Below are 15,236 nucleotides of genomic sequence, written 5' to 3' on the forward strand. Positions count from 1 at the left end.
TTGGTTATCAAGAATACCGACGATACGTAGCGAGTTGTCTCGCCGAACATCTCAGATGTTTTAACTTCTAGACGTCTATTTTATTCGCAAATACGATAAACGCAAGTCAGTTAATGCATCAGGGGACCTCTCTAGGTATAGCAAAGGCGAGTCGTATCGTATTGTTCTAGGTGACGGCTTGAGGCGAACTTGCGGGTTGCCAGCCGGTTGGAGCCGCTTCTTGCAGCCAATGTTTGAGTGACTCGACACGCAGAGGAAGGCGGCCAGCACTGCAATAAAGATGCAATGGAACCGGCGCTGAGTGCCATTGCGCTAAACACCGTATAATTTTATCAGGGTGGTGTTTCTGATAGCCAGCTGCACTCCAAGTCGGCAGAAGTCCGACACCTTGTCCATTTGCAATCGCATCTAACTGGATCGCTATCATGTCGCAATTGAAACGGCTAGGCATGGCGCTTAAATGATAGGTTTTATCGTGATTATGGAGCGTCAACCCTTGCCGCCGAAGGGCAAAAACATCCAGCCATGGATGGCCGTCCAAAGCGCTTGGATGCATAAAAGGGCCGTGTTGTGCCACGTAGTGTGGTGCAGCATAAATACCATATTGCCAAGTGCCTAGCTTATGAGCCCGACAGTTCATCGGCAGTATCATATCGCCCGCCCAAATAATCAGATCCGCAGACTGGATACGCGGTGGGCTAACGTCACTCGTTAATGTAATGGAAACCTTGGGGTGTTGCGCTAAAAAGGCATTAATCGATGGCCCTGCCCATCCACGCATCATGCCTGGGTGGCAAATCACGTCAATTGGCCCTTGAAGGTGATTATTTAACCCTTGGATCGCTTCTTCACTTTCCTCGACCAAATCGAGCATTTGTTGGCAGTAACGGGAAAATATCTCGCCTGCTTTGGTTAACACTAGCCGGTTTCCTTGCCGTTGTGTCAGTGACTGCCCCATATCTGTCTCGAGCTGCGCTAAACGACGACTGAGAGTTGATTTGGGCTGTCCCAGTGCTTTCGCGGCCGCCGTTAGGCTTTGATGTTGGCATAAAGCAACAAATGCACGAATAGAGGAGAAGTCCTGCATAATCGTCCTTTTTGATTCCGTTGAAAGTCCACACCTGTCGTTTGGTGACTATGACGTCGTTCTATCACTGGAACGAAGTGTTCCTGTTTTGCCACTAGTTGTCCTGACTTAGATGTGAATAATTATCAGTTAACAAACGATAATCATTATCACAGAATGGAGTTGATTATGTCCAGTTGTCTTCGTCCCTGCGTACTTGGGATGGTATTAGCCGGTATCCCCTTAAGTGCCATTCATGCGGCTGAAGCGGTCGATCAAAATACTGAAACCATGGTCATCACGGCCTCAGGATTTGAGCAAGCCACAGCAAAGGCGCCAGCAAGTATCAGTGTGATTAGCCGTGACCAACTAGAAGGTCGTTATTATCGAGATGTCACGGATGCCCTAAAACGCATCCCTGGCGTGGTCGTGACAGGCGGTGGCGATACCACGGATATAAGCATTCGCGGTATGGGGTCAAAATATACCCTGATGCTGGTGGATGGAAAGCGTACCACCAGTCGTGAAACACGCCCAAATAGCGACGGACCCGGCATTGAGCAAGGTTGGCTGCCGCCTTTGCAAGCGATTGAGCGTATTGAGGTGATTCGCGGGCCGATGTCGACATTGTATGGCTCTGATGCCATTGGTGGGGTGATTAACATTATTACGCGTCGTAACCAGCAAGAGTGGCACGGTAATGTGCAGCTGAGTACGTTATTACAAGAAAAACGCGCATCAGGCGATGAACAAAGTGCCAACTTTTACCTTTCTGGCGCCCTAAGCGATAAGCTGGGTATGAAGGTATCGGGCCAAACGGTTCAACGTCAAGAAGACGACATTACTTTCGGTTACGAGGATAAATCTTTACGCAGCCTATCAACCTCGTTGACCTATGATGCCAGCGATTTTCAACAATGGACCCTGGACTTAGGCGCGAGCTCGCAAGAGCGCAATGGACAAATGGGTAAAACCGTGCCGACCGATGATAGCCAGTGTCGAGGCAACAAATGTGAAAACAGCAATAATGAATATCGGCGACAATCGGTAGCGCTCGGCCATGAAGGGCATTGGACGTGGGGCTGGTCAGACTCACACCTACAGCACGAGCAAAGCCGCAATAAAAGTCGTGAGATGACGATTAACAACACCGAGTTTAAAACCCGTCTGATCCGTGATTTTGACACACACACTTTGACGGTTGGCGGCTCGGTGACCCATGCCGAACTGGAAGACTTTTCCTCTAATCAAGCATCGAGCCAAACTGAAATTGACAATACTCAGGCCGCCTTGTTTGTGGAGGATGAATGGCGAGTGATTGACCCATTTAGCGTGACGCTAGGCCTACGTGTTGATCATGATGAAAACTATGATTATCACGCCAGTCCACGCCTGTATGGTGTTTATCAGCTCACCGATAGCTGGATAGTGAAGGGTGGGGTCGCGACCGGATTCCGTTCACCACAACTGCGAGAAATTGCGCCGAATTGGGCGCAAGTGAGTCGTGGCGGTAATATCTATGGTAACGCCGACCTGGAACCTGAAACGTCTGTGAACTCAGAAGTGAGTATTAACTATCAAGGCGACACCGGAGTCAGTGGCTCGTTAACAGCATTCCATAATGACTTTAAAGATAAGATCACCCGTGTGACTTGTCCCGCGTCAACTTGTCCACCTACTGTTTATACAGGCAAAGACCAAGACGATAAGAAAGTGACAAAAACTAAACCGTCCACTACTCGGATTAACGTTGATGAAGCGGTTACTCAGGGGGTTGAAGCGAGCATATTCGTGCCTGTCACGGAGACGCTCGATGTAAGCGCCAGTTATACCTACACCGATTCGGAGCAGAAGACCGGTGCGTATAAAGGTCAACCTCTGAATCAAATTCCTCAGCAGCTCGCGTATGGCGAAGTAAACTGGCAAGCCACCGAGCGGTTGAGCCCTTGGGTCAGCGCGACCTACCGTGGCGAAGAAATGGATCCTGTCAAAGGCCCATCCTCTCGAAGCAATATAGAGCCGAGCTACACCTTGGTAGACGCTGGGATGAACTATCAGCTCAGCGACGCCATTGAGCTTCAAGGTGCGGTTTATAATCTATTGGACAAAGAACGTGACTATGAGGATTACGGCTATATCAGTGATGAACGCCGATATTGGTTAGGCATGAATATCAGCTTCTAAGTCACAATAAAAGGATGGCCTTTGCTGCATCGATTGCAGCCGCCATCACACTGCCACGCCCGTCTCGGACTTTTACCGGACGGGCGTTTTTTTACTACGTTTTGTTCTCAACTCGCGTGAGAAGACTCACACAATACGTGCGTCTTTTACGTGCTTGAGATACACTGTGTACCATCGTCAAACAAGCACCGATGGACATGGCACTCAGAGTCGCAATTAATGGATTTGGCCGCATAGGGCGCAGCGTATTGCGTGCCCTGTACGAGAGCGGTAAGCACGATCGCATTCAAGTGGTGGCGATTAATGAACTCGCCGAGCCGGAAGCGATGGCGCATCTGCTCCAGTATGACTCGAGCCACGGTCGATTCGGTTGGCCTGTTTCTTACAATCAAGAACATTTGTTTGTCGCCACCGACAGCATTCGCCTTCTTCACTTACCGGAATTACAACTGTTACCTTGGCGTGATCTTGATGTCGATATTGTCTTAGACTGTACGGGCAAATTTGGTACCCGTGAAGACGGCGAAGCACACATTGCCGCTGGCGCTAAAAAAGTCTTGTTTTCACACCCTGCGAGCCAAGATGTCGACCGAACCGTGATATATGGCGTCAATCACGAGGCATTGACGACAGACGATCGTATTGTCTCCAATGGATCTTGTACCACAAACTGCATTGTGCCGGTGATCAAAGCGCTGGATGAGCACTTTGGTATTGAGTCTGGCACCATCACCACCATTCACTCTTCAATGAATGATCAGCAGGTGATCGATGCCTACCATTCCGATCTTCGTCGTACACGCGCGGCTAGCCAGTCTATCATTCCTGTCGATACCAAATTACATGTTGGGATCGGTAGGATTTTTCCGAAATTTTCTGACAAGTTCGAAGCGATTTCTGTGCGTGTGCCGACGATAAACGTGACAGCTATGGATTTAAGTGTCACTGTACGTACTAAAGTGAAAGTTAATGACGTAAATCAAGCTCTGCAAACCGCATCTCGATGTACATTAGACGGTATACTGGATTATACCGAAGCGCCCTTGGTGTCGATAGACTTCAACCACGACTCACACAGTGCCATTGTCGATGGGTCGCAAACGCGGGTGAGTAATCATCAGCTGATAAAAACGTTGGTTTGGTGCGACAACGAGTGGGGCTTTGCCAACCGAATGTTGGATACCACCTTGGCGATGGCGCAATGAGCGCGTTAACGCAAGGGGGTCGCCCTGATTAAGTCAGTTTCAATTTGCAACCTTATAGAGAGGACCCTATGTCTGTAATTAAGATGACCGACTTAGATCTTGCCGGAAAGCGTGTCTTTATCCGTGCGGATCTGAACGTGCCGGTAAAAGACGGTAAAGTTACCTCTGACGCACGTATTTTGGCGTCATTGCCTACCATCAAACACTGCTTGGAAGCCGGCGCGAAAGTGATGGTGACCTCTCACTTGGGGCGTCCTGAAGAAGGACAACCTGAAGACCAATACTCACTGCAACCTGTCGTGAACTATCTTGACGACGCGCTAGACTGCAACGTTAGCCTGGCTAAAGATTACTTAGACGGTCTTGAACTGAACGCCGGTGAGCTCGTCGTGCTAGAAAACGTTCGCTTTAATAAAGGCGAGAAGAAGAACGACGAAGCACTGTCTAAAAAGTACGCCGCACTGTGCGATATTTTTGTGATGGACGCCTTTGGTACTGCGCACCGCGCGCAAGCATCAACCCATGGTGTGGGCACGCATGCACCGATCGCATGTGCCGGACCATTACTGGCGAACGAACTCGACGCGCTTGGTAAAGCAATGGATAACCCTGCTCGCCCAATGGTGGCGATTGTGGGTGGGTCAAAAGTGTCGACCAAACTGACCGTTTTGAAATCACTGTCTACCGTTGCAGACCAACTGGTTGTCGGTGGTGGTATTGCCAACACCTTTATTGCGGCGGACGGCCACAATGTGGGCAAATCGCTTTATGAAGCAGATTTGGTGGATACGGCGAAATCTTTGATGGAAGAGTGCCATATTCCTGTTGCGACCGACGTTGCGTGTGCCAAAGCGTTTGATGAAAATGCAGAGGCTGAAATCAAGCGTGTTGAAGACGTGCAAGACGATGACATGATCTTCGACCTAGGGCCAGAATCTACCCAAGCACTGGCTGACATTTTGAAAAATGCCAAAACCATTCTTTGGAATGGCCCAGTGGGTGTTTTCGAGTTTAAAAACTTTGAAGCGGGTACCGCTGGGATTTCAAAAGCAATCGCTGAGTCTGAAGGCTTCTCGGTTGCAGGCGGTGGTGATACCTTGGCTGCAATTGATAAATTTGGCATTAAAGCCGATGTGTCTTACATCTCAACCGGCGGCGGCGCCTTCCTTGAGTTTGTTGAAGGCAAACCACTTCCAGCGGTAGAAATGCTGGAAGCGCGTGCGAAAGACGCATAAATCCGACGATAAAACGGGAGTGATGTCTCCCGTTTTTGCTTTCGTTTGACTACAATAGGCCGAGTCGTAAACGATTGCACCGTATTGATAAGGGTGCCGATGCGCATCTTTACTCAGTTCAGCAAAGACAACCCGATTTAATAGGACAAGAGCCATGTCTAAAGTTTTTGATTTTGTAAAACCTGGCGTTATCTCTGGCGATGATGTTCAGAAAGTATTTGAAGTTGCTAAAGAGAACAAGTTCGCGTTGCCAGCGGTTAACGTGGTAAACACTGACTCTATCAACGCTGTAATGGAAGCTGCGGCGAAAGTAAAAGCGCCAGTGGTTATTCAATTCTCTAACGGTGGTGCAGGCTTCTTCCCAGGCAAAGGCCTGAAGCTAGACGGTCAAGAAGCGCAAATTAAAGGCGCTGTTGCCGGTGCGAAATACGTTCACGCGATGGCTGAAGTGTATGGTGTGCCAGTGATTATGCATACTGACCACGCAGCGAAAAAACTGCTACCGTGGATCGACGGTCTGCTTGATGCCGGTGAAGCTTTCTTTAAAGAACACGGCAAGCCACTGTTCTCTTCTCACATGATTGATCTTTCTGAAGAGTCACTGGAAGAGAACATGGAAATCTGTGCCGAATACCTGGCGCGCATGGACAAAATGGGCATGACGCTGGAAATCGAACTGGGCATTACTGGTGGTGAAGAAGACGGCGTGGATAACAGCGATGTTGATACCGCTGACCTTTACACCAAGCCAGAAGAAGTGGCGTACGCATACGAAAAACTGTCTGCTGTAAGCCCTCGCTTCACCATTGCCGCTTCATTCGGTAACGTTCACGGTGTTTATAAGCCAGGTAACGTGGTACTTAAGCCAGAAATCCTACGTGAATCACAAGCTTACTGCTCAGAGAAATTTGGTCTACCGACCAATGGCCTAAACTTCGTCTTCCATGGCGGTTCGGGCTCTTCAGAAGCGCAGATTCAAGAGTCTATTGGCTATGGCGTGATCAAAATGAACATCGATACCGATACCCAGTGGGCAACATGGGATGGTATCCGTCAGTATTATCAAGACAACGAAGGTTATCTGCAAAGCCAAATCGGTAACCCGAAAGGTGATGATCAGCCAAACAAAAAATTCTACGATCCACGCGTATGGTTGCGTAAAGGTCAAGAATCAATGGTTGCACGTCTTGAGCAAGCCTTTAAAGATCTTAACGCGGTTGACGTACTGTAAGTTACAGTACTGATAGCACAAGAAGACATGAGCCCGCCATATTTGGCGGGCTTTTTTTTTTTTTTTTTTTTTTTTATATATGGTGATGCCGCGTTCACTGAACGAAGACGCGAAGATAGACAGCGGAGGGTAAAAGCCTGTTACTATTAGGTTATGATTTATTCCAATCATAGAGGGAAAAAGGAATGAGTGAAGAGAACACGGTGGTAGAAGGGGCGAAGTGGGCACAAACATGGCTCACCAACAACCAAGATTTATTGATTCAATATGGGGTCAATATTGTCTCAGCATTATTGATTTTAGTGATCGGTAACATGGTGGTAAAAGGGCTCGCCAATTCCATGGCGGGAGTGATGCGCAAGCGTAATATGGACAATGCGGTGGTTGAGTTCATCCATGGCTTGGTTCGATACTTGCTTTTTATCATCGTGCTGATTGCGGCACTCAGCCGTGTTGGCGTACAAACCGCTTCTGTGATTGCGATTCTTGGTGCTGCTGGTTTAGCCGTCGGTTTGGCCTTACAAGGATCGTTAGCTAACTTTGCCGCTGGCGTCTTGATTGTGATGTTTCGCCCCTTTAAATCAGGGGATTATGTCGAGCTGGCAGGTGTTGCAGGCTCTGTCGAGTCGATACAAATTTTCTCTACCGTGCTGACTACCCCTGACAACAAAATGGTGGTGGTGCCGAATGGTTCAGTGATCAGCAGCCCTATCACTAACTATTCTAAGCATGCGACACGTCGCATTGATTTAACCATTGGTGTGGCGTACAGCGCGGATTTGAAGAAAACCAAAGCGGTGTTAACCGATATTGTGACGCAGCATCCGCTTATTCTAAAAGATCCTGAGCCTAATGTGGCGGTGATGACATTGGCCGACTCATCGGTGAACTTCGTCGTTCGACCTTGGGTGAAAACAGAAGATTACTGGAGTGTGTATTTTGAGCTCCTGCCGACCATCAAAGAAGCGCTGGACGCAAACGGTATTGAAATCCCTTTCCCGCAAATGAGTGTTCATTTCGAGCGCGGTGAGAGCCAAGCGTAAGCAGTCTATTGATTTGAGCAGTCTATTGGTTTTCACTGGTATGGGTGCGGTAAGTGTGCCGCATCCATTCCCATGGCTTAACTGGCGAGCAAGCGTGCATAAAGACCGAACGCCAGTTTGCCGGCAACAAAGATCATCATACTGGCCATTAACAGGTCGAGTAATCGACGTATCGATGGCGTCGACAGCCAAGGCGATAAGCGGGCAGCCCCTGCGGATAAGCCATAAAACCATAAACATGACCCCATCAGCGCGCCGATCGTAAAGGCAATTCGCTCATCGAATGCAAACTGGCCGCCAATCGCCCCTAACACCACCACGGTATCAAGGTAAACATGCGGGTTAAGCAAGGTCACCGCAAGCGCACCAATGATCACTGCTCGGCGCCCGCGGCTCATGCTCGGTACTGTTAAGTCGTCTTCCTGATGTTGCTGACGCGCACTTTGTATAAACTGCCACGCATACACACTGAGAAACGCGATGCCAGCGATAGTTATCGTATTCAGCAATAAAGGATAGCTCGCTAATAAAGCGCCTCCACCGAAGATACCTGTCGAGATCAAGACAATATCGCAGACAAAGCAAATGGATGCAGTGATCATATGGTGTTCACGGCTTATCCCTTGGTTAATCACATAGGCGTTTTGCGCGCCAATGGGGATAATCATGGTGAGACTTAATCCTAAGCCTTGAAGTGCAACTAAAAAACTGCTCACGGTTTATTCCTTTTATCTCGTGTCATTCCCCTCACTTTAAGCAGAGCGACCCGGAAAGGGAATCGAATTTTTTTCATCATGTAACGGATACGGGAGCAGGAAGAGAAATTGCCGATCACACACAGGCTTGTGCCGAGTAATAAATGGCGTTGAGCGGGTTTTAACATAAACTTGACCTAAGCGAGGGAGTCTTTCGCTGATAAAAGAGTCTGACCTGTAACCTCATGATAATTTGAATCCATAAAAGGAGAGATGATGCGTAAGTTTAAAGCAATAATATGGCTCACCGGCGCGTTGGTTATTTCCCCGGCGGTGATGGCCAACATCGATTTTCCTCATTTAGAGATCACAGGTGTTGGGGAAATCACGGCAGCGCCTGATATGGCCAATATTGATGTTGGCGTGGTCACTGAGCGAAAAACCGCCAAAGCAGCAAAAAGCGCATCAGATAAAGCGGTTGCTGCTTTTATCGAACGGCTGGCAAAACAAGGTGTGAAACGTGATCAGATAGAGAGCGCCCATATCCAGCTATCTCCACGTTATCAACATACAAAAGACAAAGCGCCTGAACTGATAGGTTATCGTGCCGAACGACAGGTGACGGTGACGCTAAATCAGCTAGACAAATTGAATGCAGTGCTAGATGGTGCGTTGGGCGAGGGGATCAACCGTATCCGACAGGTACAGCTAACCAGTAGCGAACAGTTGGCGCTTAAAGACAAGGCGCGCGAGGCTGCTGTTAACGACGCAAAAGATAAAGCAGATTCCTTGGCTAAAAGCCTGGGGATGCGCATTGATGGCGTTTGGCAAGTTCGCTACCGCTCAAGTCATCCGCGCCCGGTGATGATGAACGCACAAATGCGGAGTGACAGTGCTGAAGTGGCAGCAACCTATCAGGATGCGACTATGCAGATACGCGATCAAGTCGATATTATTTTTCGTTTAGAAGACTAAGCGTGTAATACGTAATGTGCACAGCATTACCGCTATATCCATAAAACAGGGCGCCCTCTAAGGCGCCCTGTATTTTATCGCTTTAGGATGGATTACGCGGTTGGATTAATCGGCTTTCCATCCGCATCTGTTGCTTGGCTGTCCTGAGTACCATTGCGACGCGCTAAGCGCTGCTCCCAGTAGTCAGCATTTTTGATTCCTAGTTTGACGGGATCAAAGGTGTAAGTTTCAACCCCTTGGGCTTGCTGCTCTTCATAGTCTTTCAACGCCTTCATCGCTGGTTTGGACATGAAGAAGATGATGATGATACCGACAATGTTGAGCCAAGCCATTAAGCCAACGCCAGCGTCACCAAATGCCCAAGCGAGGTTAGCACTACGAACACAACCATAGAATACCGCGGACATCAGCACCAGTTTCAGTACAAACATCATACCAGGCACTTTAAACGTGCGACGTAGGTACGCAATGTTGGTTTCCGCAATGTAGTAGTAGGCAAGAATGGTAGTAAAGGCGAAGAAGAAAAGTGCAAACGCGATAAAGGGTTTGCCCAGTCCAGGCATCGCCGCTTCAATGGCAAGCTGAGTAAACTCAGGGCTATTGGCTGCCACCGATGAAGCTAAGTTTTGCACGATAAAGGCGTCACCGGCACCGTGCACATTGTAAGCACCGGTAATGATGATCATAAATGCGGTGGCTGAACAGACCAATAGCGTATCAATATACACGGAGAACGACTGCACCAAACCTTGCTGAGCTGGGTGCTCAACGTTCGCAGCAGCGGCAGCATGAGGGCCTGTTCCCTGACCGGCTTCGTTAGAGTAAACCCCACGTTTCACCCCCCAACCGATTGCTGCGCCGGCACCGGCCATTGGTGTGAAGGCATCGCCAACAATCATGGCAAACACGGTAGGTACTTCGCTGATGTTGAGCAAAATGATGACGAAGGCGATAATAATGTACGCCAGCGCCATAAATGGCACGACGATCTGGGTAAAGTGGGCGATACGCTTCACACCACCAAAAATAATGAAACCCAGTACGACAGAAATAAAGGCGCCGGTGATGATTTTAGACACCTCGAGTGCGCCAAACATGGCGGTATCAACCATAGCACCTGAGCCAAAGGCGGTTTCAACGGCATTACCAATGGCATTCGACTGTACGCCCGGCAACATGACGCCACACGCGAGGAGTGTCGCGAGTGCAAAAAGAATGGCATACCATTTTTGCCCCATCGCTTTTTCAATATAATACGCTGGCCCACCGCGGAACTCACCGTTGTCTTCTTCTTTATAAATCTGCGCGAGGGTTGACTCGGTGAATGCCGTTGCTGCCCCTAAGAAGGCAACAACCCACATCCAAAAAACAGCGCCTGGACCGCCAAAACCGATCGCTGCTGCCACACCGGCAATATTACCGGTACCGACACGACCAGAAAGGGAAACGGCGAGCGCTTGGAATGAAGAGATCCCTTTTTCCGAACTTTTCCCAGAAAAAAGTAGTCGCCACATCTCGGAGAAATGACGGACTTGCACAAAACGTGTCAATATGGAGTAGAACAGTCCTGCACCTAGGCAGGTGTAGATCAGCACTGGGCTCCATATGATGCTATTTAAGAAATCGACAAACGATTGCATAGTGAGTTCCTTCTACTGTGTTTGCATCATGTTTTATTGTAATCGCGGCTAGCATCTTAAACTGATTTGCAGCTCAATTGTTAATATTTTGTGTCATTGCATTGCGTGATGTGTGAAATTGATCGTTTAGTGTGCAGTAAAATGGACGTGACAGGCGAAAAAAAGGAGACCGTGTAGGGCCTCCTTGAGTAAATCCTTATATTTCAGCCAGTCAGTGTGACGGATGGATGTCTAAATCTATTTGCGTTTTTTGGGCTTTTTAGCTGTGGTTGTCTTTTTATCGCTTTGCTTCTTTTTTTTCTTTTTGTGCTCTGCTTTTTTATGTTTTGGCTTCAAACCATCAATGGTTCGCTCTTTGATATCTTCATCCATATAACGGGTGATCCGATCCATCATGGGCTGATCGTGGGCCTCAACCAGCGAAATGGCAGATCCTTTCTTACCCGCGCGTGCTGTGCGACCAATACGGTGTAAATACACATCGGCAGTCCGCGGAAGATCGTAGTTAATCACGTGGGTGATATCAGGCACATCAATGCCGCGAGCGGCCACATCGGTCGCGAGGAGAATACGCACTTTTCCCTCACTAAAACGGCTGATGGCATTATTGCGTTTGGCTTGTTGCATTTCACCTTGAATCCAGGCGCATTCGAGTTGTTGTGACTGCATATACTCGCGAAGTTCCGCCAAGCGTTCACGTGTTTTTATGAAGACAATCGCGCGCGCCGCTTGATCGTTCACAATGGCTTTGAGTAGCGCGCGTTTATGATTGAGGTCGTCACAACGGTAATACCACTGGGTGATTTTTTTGCGTTCACGGCGAGGAGGGGTGACATCAATTAGCTCTGGCTCGTCCAAAAGACTGTCAGTGAATCCGCTAACGCCGCGACCTTCAAGCGTTGCTGAAAATAGCATGGTCTGACGACGACGTTGGCACTCATCAGATAGGCGATTGACCGTATTGGCAAAGCCCATATCCAACATGCGATCTGCTTCATCGAGAATAAGGCACTCAACGGCGCGACAATCGAAACGCTCTGCCTCGATGTACTCCATTAAGCGACCTGGGGTCGCGACGACAATATCCTGGGTTTTTCCCAATTGCTCGGCGTGCTCTTGATACGAAATCCCGCCCGTAATGGTGAACACCTTTAGACTTGTGTTTTTGGCTAATGCACGCGCTTCATCAGCGACTTGTATTGCCAGTTCACGCGTGGGGGTCAGAATAAGCACGCGGCCTGGTCCTGGCTTTTGCCGTGGAAAATCTAACAAGTGCTGCAGCATTGGCAGCAAAAAAGCCGTGGTTTTTCCCGTTCCGGTTGGTGCCGACGCGAGGATGTCGCGCCCATCCATACCATGGGGGATGACCTCCGATTGGATAAGCGTTGGGCGCTGATAGCCCATATCGTCGAGTGCACTGAGCAGTTCAGGATCCAGCTCTAGTTCGGCAAAGCTTCGCACAGGGTAATTCTCCAAGGATAGTTAAGCGCGGCATTATAGACGCAAATGGTGTAAATAGGCAGCGCGTCATCACCAATACGGGTTGTCCTACACTGCAATGTTTTGCTTACGGCAATTTGAGATAAAACGCGCGCGTCAAGGCGGCAAACGTTTGGGTGTAGTTGCCATGTTGATCACGCACGGTGATCGTATCAGATCTTAGCGTTCCCGTCGTGGGACTTAAAGTGAACAATAATCGTGATGGCGGTTTATTCGAGCTTGGCTTCACGCGGACATAGCGGCGTAAGTAGAGACCACATTCAGCGGCCTGTTCGATCAACGCCTCGGCCTCTTTGACGGGTAAAATCAGATCAGCACATCCTGTTGGCGTTAAAAGACGAGCCAAGCAGTGAACTAAATCTTCATGGCTAAGCGTTTGCGTGTGTCTGGCGATCGCACGTTGCTTGTTTTTTGATGAAACACCACTGGTAAAATACGGCGGATTACACACAATGTGAGGCCATAGGTGCGGGCTGCGATAGGTGTTGATATCGGTCTGTTGTACCTGAATTTGATCCATAAACCGTGACCTTGCCACATTGTCGTATGCACAGTGAAACGCTGACACGTCATAGTCGACGGCTGTCATTGCCAGGTTAGGAAAACGTTGTGCCAACATAAGGGCTAATAATCCGGTGCCAGTTCCTATATCTAAACTGTGTTGTGCCTGATTCGGTTCGGCCCACGCCCCTAACAGTACCCCGTCGGTACTGACTTTCATGCCACAGTGACTGTGTTCAATCGTGAACTGTTTAAATCGAAATTGACTCACAAGATGCTCAGTGTCTCCGTAGTTTGGTCAGCAAGCCGATAGCATTTTTTGCTTTAATGTGATCAGAGTGTTGCAAGATATCGTTATTGAAAAATGCCAGAGATAATTATTTAGCCAGTTTATTGAGCTGATTGTTATTGCTAAAGCAGAAGATCACAAGGTTTTTTGCCAATGCCTTTACTGTGACAGGGAACTTGTTCATTATTCTGCATTCCGCCTATCGTCTGAAACAAAATATTATAAATCAGCGTTTCAGATGGGCGAAAGATTATTCATTTGCAAACACCCTCTAAAGCTGTAGGTATTCATCGTGACTAAACGTTTAAAATTAGTAGATATTTTAGCGTTAGGTTTTATGACCTTTGCCTTTTTCTTAGGCGCGGGAAATATAATCTTTCCACCACAAGCTGGCATGTTAGCTGGCGACCATTACACCGCCGCCATGATCGGATTTTTGATCACTGCCGTCGGTCTTCCGCTGATTGGTATTATCGCCGTTGCCATCGCAGGAGGGGGCTGGAAAGGGCTCACTCGTGATTTGCCAACCGGTGTCGCGACCCTGATGGCAGTGTTGATTTTTATTATCATTGGCCCGGCTTTTGCGGCGCCTCGTGCCGGATTGGTCGCTTACGAGATTGGTTTTAAGCCTTTTTTGTCATCGCCTGGACAGCTTGAGCTGGGTGCGTTTTCTGTTGTCTTTTTCGCCGCCGCGATGTTTTTCTCTCTTTCGCAAGGAAAACTGATCGACACGATCGGTAAATTCTTGACGCCTTTATTATTTGCGGCATTAGCGATCTTGGCGATCGCGGTGATTGTTAATCCACAAGGTGAGGTGGCCGCCGCGCAAGGAAGTTACGTTGAGAATGCGCTGACGACCGGTTTTCTTGAAGGGTATAACACCATGGATACCTTCGCCGCCTTGATGTTTGGTATGTTGATTGTCGATGTTATCCGCAAAAAAGGTATTGAAGACAACAAAGCGACCTGCATGTATCTGATTTACGCCGGCATTATTGCTGCCGCAGGCTTAGCGTTTGTCTATGTTTCCTTGTTTTATTTAGGCTCAACCGCGAGTGTGGTGGCACAGGGGACACAAAACGGTGGCGAAATCATGGCCGCCTATGTGGATGCGCTGTTTGGTCCGGTTGGACAAATGATCCTTGCCGCCATCATCGGTTTGGCGTGTTTGACCACGGTAATTGGCTTGGTCAGCGCATGTGCAGACTATTTTAGCTCACTGACTTCATGGACATACCGCCGCTGGGTGGTAGTGGTGGCAACCGTCTGTGCCGTGGTTGCCAATGTTGGCCTAAAGCAGTTAATCGCCATTTCCGTTCCGGTGTTGTTCGCTTTATACCCCGTCGCGATTGCCCTGATTGGCTTGACCTTTATTCGTCGCTGGTTGCCGAATCCAGCACTGGGTTATCGTTTAGTGATGGGCGTTGCCTTGGTATTTAGCTTACTCGATGCGGTAAAAGTAATGGGAGTCGATATGAGCACCTTCAACTTCTTGCCATTGTTTGATGTCGGTATGGCGTGGTTACTGCCGACGTTAGTCGCCATGGTGGTGGCCAAGTTTGTTGGCGCCCGAGACTCGGCCTTAGCCGAAGCGTAATCGTCTTGCATTAAGATAAAAAACCGCGCCAAGTAGCGCGGTTTTTTTATTATGGTAGTGGTAACTCTATCACCG

The 15,236-nt window shown here is 48.7% G+C and carries 12 protein-coding genes; 7 read left to right on the forward strand and 5 right to left on the reverse strand.

Annotated features, from left to right (window positions below):
• Positions 1–166: 166 nt before the first annotated feature.
• On the reverse strand, positions 167–1,087 hold the full coding sequence (locus BZJ21_RS06410) for a LysR family transcriptional regulator (RefSeq protein ID WP_077669385.1): 921 nt from the start codon (positions 1,085–1,087) through the stop codon (positions 167–169).
• Positions 1,088–1,255: 168 nt separating this feature from the next.
• Here BZJ21_RS06410 and BZJ21_RS06415 point away from each other — a divergent pair, with 168 nt between their 5' ends.
• The 5 genes from BZJ21_RS06415 (at position 1,256) to mscS (ending at position 7,964) form a co-directional block, all read left to right on the forward strand.
• Positions 1,256–3,250 (forward strand): ligand-gated channel protein, encoded by a 1,995-nt coding sequence (locus BZJ21_RS06415; RefSeq protein ID WP_077669386.1) that lies wholly within the window; start codon positions 1,256–1,258, stop codon positions 3,248–3,250.
• A gap of 197 nt (positions 3,251–3,447) precedes the next feature.
• Entirely contained in the window at positions 3,448–4,455 is a 1,008-nt protein-coding gene (gene epd, locus BZJ21_RS06420) for an erythrose-4-phosphate dehydrogenase (protein WP_077669406.1), read from the forward strand.
• A 68-nt stretch (positions 4,456–4,523) separates the two neighbouring features.
• Positions 4,524–5,690, forward strand: a complete 1,167-nt coding sequence (locus tag BZJ21_RS06425; protein ID WP_077461745.1) for a phosphoglycerate kinase — start codon at positions 4,524–4,526, stop codon at positions 5,688–5,690.
• 154 nt (positions 5,691–5,844) lie between these two features.
• Complete coding sequence (gene fbaA, locus BZJ21_RS06430; protein WP_021024526.1) at positions 5,845–6,921, forward strand: class II fructose-bisphosphate aldolase; 1,077 nt, start codon at positions 5,845–5,847, stop codon at positions 6,919–6,921.
• A 185-nt stretch (positions 6,922–7,106) separates the two neighbouring features.
• On the forward strand, positions 7,107–7,964 hold the full coding sequence (gene mscS, locus BZJ21_RS06435) for a small-conductance mechanosensitive channel MscS (protein ID WP_021023331.1): 858 nt from the start codon (positions 7,107–7,109) through the stop codon (positions 7,962–7,964).
• A gap of 77 nt (positions 7,965–8,041) precedes the next feature.
• Here mscS and BZJ21_RS06440 read toward each other — a convergent pair whose 3' ends face one another.
• Entirely contained in the window at positions 8,042–8,632 is a 591-nt protein-coding gene (locus BZJ21_RS06440) for a LysE/ArgO family amino acid transporter (protein ID WP_051109689.1), read from the reverse strand.
• A 303-nt stretch (positions 8,633–8,935) separates the two neighbouring features.
• On the opposite strand from BZJ21_RS06440, the gene BZJ21_RS06445 reads away from it, so the two are divergent.
• On the forward strand, positions 8,936–9,634 hold the full coding sequence (locus BZJ21_RS06445) for an oxidative stress defense protein (RefSeq protein WP_236719527.1): 699 nt from the start codon (positions 8,936–8,938) through the stop codon (positions 9,632–9,634).
• A gap of 92 nt (positions 9,635–9,726) precedes the next feature.
• On the opposite strand, the gene BZJ21_RS06450 is transcribed toward BZJ21_RS06445, so the two are convergent.
• The 3 genes from BZJ21_RS06450 to BZJ21_RS06460 all read right to left on the reverse strand — a co-directional run bounded on the left by BZJ21_RS06450 (position 9,727) and on the right by BZJ21_RS06460 (position 13,546).
• The gene (locus BZJ21_RS06450) at positions 9,727–11,274 is read right to left on the reverse strand and encodes an alanine/glycine:cation symporter family protein (protein WP_077461743.1); all 1,548 of its coding nucleotides are present in this window, start codon (positions 11,272–11,274) and stop codon (positions 9,727–9,729) included.
• Between the two features lie 237 nt (positions 11,275–11,511).
• On the reverse strand, positions 11,512–12,735 hold the full coding sequence (srmB, locus tag BZJ21_RS06455; RefSeq protein ID WP_077461742.1) for an ATP-dependent RNA helicase SrmB: 1,224 nt from the start codon (positions 12,733–12,735) through the stop codon (positions 11,512–11,514).
• 106 nt (positions 12,736–12,841) lie between these two features.
• Entirely contained in the window at positions 12,842–13,546 is a 705-nt protein-coding gene (locus BZJ21_RS06460) for a tRNA1(Val) (adenine(37)-N6)-methyltransferase (RefSeq protein ID WP_236719528.1), read from the reverse strand.
• A gap of 310 nt (positions 13,547–13,856) precedes the next feature.
• On the opposite strand from BZJ21_RS06460, the gene brnQ reads away from it, so the two are divergent.
• The gene (gene brnQ, locus BZJ21_RS06465; RefSeq protein ID WP_021023325.1) at positions 13,857–15,161 is read left to right on the forward strand and encodes a branched-chain amino acid transport system II carrier protein; all 1,305 of its coding nucleotides are present in this window, start codon (positions 13,857–13,859) and stop codon (positions 15,159–15,161) included.
• The last annotated feature ends 75 nt before the right edge of the window (positions 15,162–15,236 follow it).

It is taken from the genome of Salinivibrio costicola subsp. alcaliphilus, assembly GCF_001996185.1.
Lineage (GTDB): Bacteria > Pseudomonadota > Gammaproteobacteria > Enterobacterales > Vibrionaceae > Salinivibrio > Salinivibrio costicola.

What these genes read in the sequence shown, in the direction of transcription:
- BZJ21_RS06410 (WP_077669385.1), bottom strand. Translation starts at nt 1,087, where the DNA reads ATGCAGGACTTCTCCTCTATTCGTGCATTTGTTGCTTTATGCCAACAT.
- BZJ21_RS06415 (WP_077669386.1), top strand. Translation starts at nt 1,256, where the DNA reads ATGTCCAGTTGTCTTCGTCCCTGCGTACTTGGGATGGTATTAGCCGGT.
- BZJ21_RS06440 (WP_051109689.1), bottom strand. Translation starts at nt 8,632, where the DNA reads ATGATTATCCCCATTGGCGCGCAAAACGCCTATGTGATTAACCAAGGG.
- epd (WP_077669406.1), top strand. Translation starts at nt 3,448, where the DNA reads ATGGCACTCAGAGTCGCAATTAATGGATTTGGCCGCATAGGGCGCAGC.
- BZJ21_RS06450 (WP_077461743.1), bottom strand. Translation starts at nt 11,274, where the DNA reads ATGCAATCGTTTGTCGATTTCTTAAATAGCATCATATGGAGCCCAGTG.
- BZJ21_RS06425 (WP_077461745.1), top strand. Translation starts at nt 4,524, where the DNA reads ATGTCTGTAATTAAGATGACCGACTTAGATCTTGCCGGAAAGCGTGTC.
- mscS (WP_021023331.1), top strand. Translation starts at nt 7,107, where the DNA reads ATGAGTGAAGAGAACACGGTGGTAGAAGGGGCGAAGTGGGCACAAACA.
- fbaA (WP_021024526.1), top strand. Translation starts at nt 5,845, where the DNA reads ATGTCTAAAGTTTTTGATTTTGTAAAACCTGGCGTTATCTCTGGCGAT.
- BZJ21_RS06445 (WP_236719527.1), top strand. Translation starts at nt 8,936, where the DNA reads ATGCGTAAGTTTAAAGCAATAATATGGCTCACCGGCGCGTTGGTTATT.